Genomic DNA, 6,059 nt, shown 5'->3' on the forward strand with positions numbered 1-6,059 from the left:
ATGTCAGTCTACAACGAAAGTTAACCTTAGGTGCTGCTACCGTCGAGTCAACAACGAAAGTTAACCTTAGGTGCTGCTACCGTCGAGTCAACAACGAAAGTTAACCTTAGGTGCTGCTACCGTCGAGTCAACAACGAAAGTTAACCTTAGCAATACGTAACTGAACGAATGCTACGTATCAATTACGTATTGCTAAGGTTAAACGGTATGTCGAGTTCCAGGACTACAGCACCTCCTTTACCAATCTTCGTTTCGTAATAAAACACATGCCTCTTATCGTTCCACTTCATCGGATATTGTTTTCCGTCTATTTCTACTTCTGCTTGAAAGTAAGAAGACTGAATTGGTAACTCAGTAGGCTTTGCTTCAATAACAGCAGTAACACCTTCGTACATTTGTTCAACATTTTTTTGACTATTATCATCTTTGTCATAAGTAGAAACCGTATAGTTAAGCGCTGGTTCAACAAGTACTTGCAATCCTTCTTTCTCAATATCCCGATCCACTTCTATCGTATATGTTCCTGGTTTAATGACTTCCTGATTTTCCGTGCTTATATGAACTATATTTCCGAATAATTTCGCTTCTCCGGGTGCATGTATGGAAAAAGAAGACTGTAACTGTAATGGTTTCGAAATTTGTGTGACCTGATAATTAGACAGCGAAGGCGATTGTCGTACAAGCGTCATACGCTTTAATGGGAACGGCGTTGTAATCTCTACTTTCTTTCCTACTACTTTCGTTTTTACAATCGATTCAACGGAGGAGAATGGATCACGATTCGCAACTAATGCTGCCACTTGATTTACACTTTTTACAATGCCATCCTCTCCGCTTGACGGCATCAGTAACTCCGTTTATCTCTTTCTTCCATATTTCTTTAAACGTATTTAATTGTTCTTTTTCTTGCTGCCCTAAATCCTCTTCCATCGTAATTAAGATAGGATGTAGAGATATCTTTTTTACATCCATTTCTTTCTTAAAGTCTGTTAGTTTCTTTGTAATTTGTTCTTTTCCGCCAACTTTATCTTTTTCTAGATCATTAAATGCCCCGTCAGTTAATACAATAAGCCAAAATTCACGTTTTCCATCTATATCTGCTTCCTTTTTTATAGATTGCATCGCCGTCTCTACTGCGCTAAAAGGAGTATTTAAATACGTTTTCCACGCTCCAATTCCTTCAATTTCTGTTTGCCTTTTATCCTTCGTTAACGAAATGTTTAACGGATTATTCGGCTTGCTCATTGGAACATAAGAAAATGTATCTTTTTCATCTAATAGCGCAACTAAACTTTGCAAAGCGTAATTGGCATATTTCCAGCGATCGTTATTTCTCATGCTGCCCGAATCATCATATACAAGTGAAACGACCCTTTCCTTTGCCTCCTCTCCTTTTGCAAAAGTCCAATAAGGATGTAACCATATAAATAGAAACAACATGAATGTGGCACAAATTCGAATTTTCATGATGAGGCTTCGCCACCTTTGTAGACAAATTCCTATGTTTAAATTTATGAGAGGAAACAAGATATATGACTTGTATTTTAGGACAACTAACCCACCATAACTTTATTATGTAAACATATATATACACTTGGTAATATTCTTTATAGCATTTTCTATCCAATTATATAAGCAAAAAAGCCTGTCTAAGCTTCATACTTAAAACAGACTTTTCCTACTTTTCATATTAAAAACACACAACAAAAAGTTTGATTTTTTAATTAGCACATTACTTCAATTGTAAATCCACCAGGTGCTTCAACGTAAAATGTATATGCATGGGCATGCTTAGGAGGCTCCACCAAAAATCCATCTTTCTTCAATCTTTGATTTATCTTATCTACTTGTTCTTCACTTCCTTGTGGAAATCCTACATGAAATGTTTTTGGATACTGAACTTCTTTTCCCTTCATTAAAGTTAGTATAAATCCATCATTATCACGCATAACTGCAAAGGCATTCCCCCTTGTTCCACTACAAATTAAACCAAAATACCTCTCTAAAAACTCTCTAGATGCTGTTACATCTGTAACTGTTAAATTAAGATGTTTAATTCCCAATCCTCCACCTTCTTTCTCAATTTTCTAACATTTTATCATACAAATAAAAAACACGCCTTTCACAGCGTGTTTCATTGCTTCACATATACTTCAACAATTGGATTATCTTTGTTATCTGCATGTAAGCGTATATTCGCTTCACTCGTATTATAAATGCTGGCTAATAGCATAATTGTTAACAAATTAGGAGTCTTAGCATCACTTCCGTATTTTCTTTCAAGCGCTTCTTTATATTCAAACTCTAAATCCCCCTGTATATATGTATACACTTCAAATCCATCCTCTAAATTGCAAACTACTGTATCAATAATATCCGCTCCTACTTGTTTCTTCATTTCATCTCGCAATGCTTCTATAAATTCTTTCCACGGTACTTCGTATGTTTGAAACTGATCTGTAGATTTCATTGCCTTTCCCTCCTTACTATATCCTTTCTCTATATTTCCCCTTTCATATAACAATTATGATAGGTAGGTCATTCGTACAAGCCGCACTTGTCCCCCTTACATATCGTATTACTGTAAGGGGGAAGGAGGACAGAACATGCATAGACAAAGATGTTATGATACGTGCCGACGTTATTTCGGTAAAGTTGTTCGAATTGAAGATCGCGATGGTCGCATTCATTTAGGCAAAATAATCGATGTGACAAATGAATCTGTATGGATCGAACCAATGCAACAGCGCTCATCTTTTGATACAGGATTCGGATACTATGACGCATATGCAAACGGTGGTTGTGATCTTTGCGGCGGCATTAGCAGGTGTGATAGTTGCGGATTTGGTTGCAGTGGTGGATTCAGTAGCTGTGGATGTGGCGGTCGTGGTTGCGGTAATTGTGGTGGCGGCTGGCTGTGGTGGCGGTTGTGGCTGGGGCGTTGAACTTGGATTTGGTTTCATCTTCGGAATTACTTTAGCTGCATTATTTTTCATTTAACATAGTAAAGAGTTGACTACCTTTAGCCAACTCTTTTTCTTTATTTTTCACATATAAAAATACGATGCCCTAAAATATGTTGGTACATAAACCGTACATTTTCATGCTGTACCCATGCCTCATATAACTCATTCGGAATATATGTTGATACATTCCATTCCGGCTCTTCTATATAGCTAGATATCGTTTCTGCAATTGTACCACCGCCAGCAATTGTAATTCTTTTGAAATTTGCTTTCTGAAATCGTTGTACCCACTCATTCTCAGTTAATAATTCTTTCATGCCATATAATTGGGCAATTTTTTCTTCCTCACTCTTCTCAATATGTGTATTAATAATCATTTCAATGACAACAAGCTTACCATCCTTCTGTAATACACGATAGCACTCTGATATAACCCTTTCTTTATCTGTAAAAGCGAGTATCGATTCCCCAAGCACAAACTCAAATGAATCATTTAAACAAGGTAATCGCTCTGCATCACCTTGAATCAATTGTACATTCAATCTTTCAAACAACCATCTATCTTTCGCTTTTTGAATCATAATTTCATTCTTTTCAACCGCTGTTACTTTATAACCGAATTCTTTTGTCATGTAAGCCGCTGTTTTCCCCGTACCACAACCTATCTCAAGGACATCCGCTCCTTGTCTAAGAGGCAGTTGTGCTAGCAATTGTTTTGTTAACGTAAAACCACCAGGATGAGCACTTCCTATTCCGTAATAAGCTAAGAAATCGATGTAAGTATTTCGTTCCATGGGATTCTCCCTTTTTTATTTTATATATTCAAGGAAGAATGAAAAGTGCATAAAAAAAGGGCGCATCACGCGCCCCCTCAGCTTATTTTTCCTCACCGATATATGCCCATTTGTAGCTGTAATCTCCACCAACTGGGTGGTGAACAATTCCTTTTACTTTTGCTCTTTGAACAATTGCATCACCACGTTGATATAATGGTGCAATTGCTGCATCTTCAAGTAACATTTTCTCAGCTTTCAGTAAGCTATCCCAACGCTCTTTCGTTTTCGTTAATAGCTCACCTTTACCTTTTTCTACAATTTCATCATATTTAGGATTTGAATATCCTGTTTGGTTATGAGGCCCATTTGTAACGAACATATCAATGAACGTCATTGGATCTAAGATAGTAGGGCCCCAACCAGCGTAAGATAAATCATAATCTAGATCTGATTCTAATTTTAACTTTTGTTTAAATGGCTGGTTTTTCAAATTCACTGTTAAGCCTGGTAAGTTTTTCTCAAGTTCTCCTTTTAAGACTTCTCCTACTTTTTTCGCACCATCACCATCATAGTTTAATAGTTCTACTGTAATTGCATCTTTTCCAAGTTCTTTTTTCGCTTTTTCCCAATGCTCTTTTGCCTTTTTCACATCTGTTTTTAAAATATCTCCATTTTCTTTACGGAAGTCTTTTCCATCTGGGCTCTTAGCAAATTCTTTTGGTACTAAGTAATCTGCAGGTGTAGAACCATCATTTAAAATTACATTCGTTAAGCCTTTTTTATCATACGCTTTTGCAATCGCTAAACGTAAATCTTTGCTCTTTAGCACTGTATCTTGCCCACCACGTTTTTGGTTTAAGCGTAAGAAGTACGTTGACGGTGTTTTTTGTGTAAAGAAATCGGGGCTTGATTTATATTGTCAACAAATTCAGATGTAAGTCCTGAGCGATCAATTTGTCCACTTTCATATAAATTGACACGTGTACCGCTATCTTTTACCACATTAAAGTTAATTTCTTCCAACTTAACTGTTTTATTATCCCAGTATTGTGCATTTTTCTTTAACTTCCAACCTTCTTCATGTTTCCAGTCTGTTAATGTAAATGGTCCGTTGTATAACGTTGTATCTGCTTCTAAACCGTACTTTTCTCCTTTTCTTTGACAAACTTCTCGTTTAATGGATAAAATGTTCCAAATGAAGTTAATTCTACAAAGTAAGGAACTGGATTTTCTAATTCTACTTCTAACGTATAGTCATCTACAGCTTTTACTCCTAACGTATCTAGCTCAGCTTTTCCTTCATTAATCGCTTGTGCATTTTTTAAATCAAACATAATGTATGCATATTCCGCTGCTGTATTTTTATCTACCGCACGTTTCCAGAGATAGACTAAATCTTTTGCTGTTAGGTGCTGTAGTCCTGGAACTCGACATACCGTTTAACCTTAGCAATACGTAACTGAACGAAGTAGATGAAAAAACGTATTGCTAAGGTTAACGACGGTTAGATTCACCTCTTACACAGCACCTATAGTTTTCAAGCTGCATTTCGGCGAGCTTCTAGCTGCTCGCTCTCTTTTTAGTGCGCGTTCAAGTACGTCTATTTTGTTTTGTGTTTCTTCACTCATAGAAACCTTACTTCTATATGACAAGCTTCATCACCCCTCGTGTAGACATTCCGATTGAGAAATAGAGACTTCTTCCCCAAAATGCTTCGCCGCTCCTAAAATGAGCCCTTCAGATAAACGACATAGCTTTCGTTCTGATCGATAAATCATCGTCAGATGTTGATCATTTTGGTCTCTTATAATCAAATTCAAGGAAGATTTGAATCTGCATAGAGTTTTTTTACTTCAACGTGAATTAAGTTATCAACCATATGTAGAGACGCATGCAGAGATGGCGCTCGTTTTGCTTCACTGGGTGCCAGAGGCATGGGTTTGGCAAATAAGAAGCTCTCCAAAAGTTCTAAGTAAATCAGAAGCTGGTACGTTTAATGCTTCACAATAATAAGTGACGATGCCTAACATTTCGCTGTCATCGTACTTTATTGAAGATGTGTATATCTCTTGAGAGGGAAGGTCGAGTGTATTTAACATGGTGTCCCATGCTTCTAAGCCATGATTGGTTTCTAAATAACTCTCTTGTAGCGCGTTGAAAACACTGCCTTTCATATAAATCTCCGCATTTTGCGTTATGAGGTTGATATATTTTTAAAATAGTGTCACTTTTCTACTTAACGAGGTGCTGTGTAAGAGGTGAATCTAACCGTCGTTAACCTTAGCATATGTAACTGAGCCAAGTAAATAGGGTATAA

At 36.9% G+C, this 6,059-nt stretch carries 6 protein-coding genes and 3 pseudogenes; 1 reads left to right on the forward strand and 8 read right to left on the reverse strand.

The features are described from left to right. Nucleotides 1-182 precede the first annotated feature (182 nt). The 4 genes from ACXAC4_RS26545 to ACXAC4_RS26560 form a co-directional block, all read right to left on the reverse strand. Nucleotides 183-800 carry a hypothetical protein gene (locus ACXAC4_RS26545; RefSeq protein WP_475167984.1) on the reverse strand — a complete coding sequence of 206 codons (618 nt, stop codon included), beginning with the start codon at nucleotides 798-800 and terminating at the stop codon, nucleotides 183-185. Continuing rightward, nucleotides 775-1,467: a vWA domain-containing protein gene (locus ACXAC4_RS26550; RefSeq protein WP_475167986.1), complete on the reverse strand. Its 693-nt coding sequence runs from the start codon at nucleotides 1,465-1,467 to the stop codon at nucleotides 775-777. The genes ACXAC4_RS26545 and ACXAC4_RS26550 overlap by 26 nt, the downstream gene beginning before the upstream one ends. A gap of 257 nt (nucleotides 1,468-1,724) precedes the next feature. Then, nucleotides 1,725-2,063 (reverse strand): VOC family protein, encoded by a 339-nt coding sequence (locus tag ACXAC4_RS26555; protein WP_000511531.1) that lies wholly within the window; start codon nucleotides 2,061-2,063, stop codon nucleotides 1,725-1,727. A gap of 71 nt (nucleotides 2,064-2,134) precedes the next feature. Further along, entirely contained in the window at nucleotides 2,135-2,470 is a 336-nt protein-coding gene (locus ACXAC4_RS26560) for a hypothetical protein (RefSeq protein WP_000842916.1), read from the reverse strand. Between the two features lie 308 nt (nucleotides 2,471-2,778). Between ACXAC4_RS26560 and ACXAC4_RS26565 the strand changes: the two genes are divergently transcribed. Continuing rightward, nucleotides 2,779-3,000 carry a hypothetical protein gene (locus tag ACXAC4_RS26565; RefSeq protein ID WP_475167994.1) on the forward strand — a complete coding sequence of 74 codons (222 nt, stop codon included), beginning with the start codon at nucleotides 2,779-2,781 and terminating at the stop codon, nucleotides 2,998-3,000. Between the two features lie 40 nt (nucleotides 3,001-3,040). Here the strand turns inward: ACXAC4_RS26565 and ACXAC4_RS26570 are convergent, their stop codons facing one another. The 4 genes and pseudogenes from ACXAC4_RS26570 to ACXAC4_RS26585 all read right to left on the reverse strand — a co-directional run bounded on the left by ACXAC4_RS26570 (nucleotide 3,041) and on the right by ACXAC4_RS26585 (nucleotide 5,916). After that, complete coding sequence (locus ACXAC4_RS26570; RefSeq protein ID WP_475167996.1) at nucleotides 3,041-3,760, reverse strand: class I SAM-dependent methyltransferase; 720 nt, start codon at nucleotides 3,758-3,760, stop codon at nucleotides 3,041-3,043. An 82-nt stretch (nucleotides 3,761-3,842) separates the two neighbouring features. Continuing rightward, a pseudogene (locus ACXAC4_RS26575) lies at nucleotides 3,843-4,978 on the reverse strand (peptide ABC transporter substrate-binding protein). Then, nucleotides 4,876-5,142: pseudogene (locus ACXAC4_RS26580) on the reverse strand (ABC transporter substrate-binding protein); the annotation flags it as partial. The pseudogenes ACXAC4_RS26575 and ACXAC4_RS26580, both read right to left, overlap by 103 nt. Nucleotides 5,143-5,400: 258 nt before the next feature. After that, nucleotides 5,401-5,916, reverse strand: a pseudogene (locus ACXAC4_RS26585) (heme NO-binding domain-containing protein). Nucleotides 5,917-6,059 lie beyond the last annotated feature (143 nt).

The sequence above is a fragment of the Pseudoalteromonas sp. AWM4_233 genome (assembly GCF_056158285.1).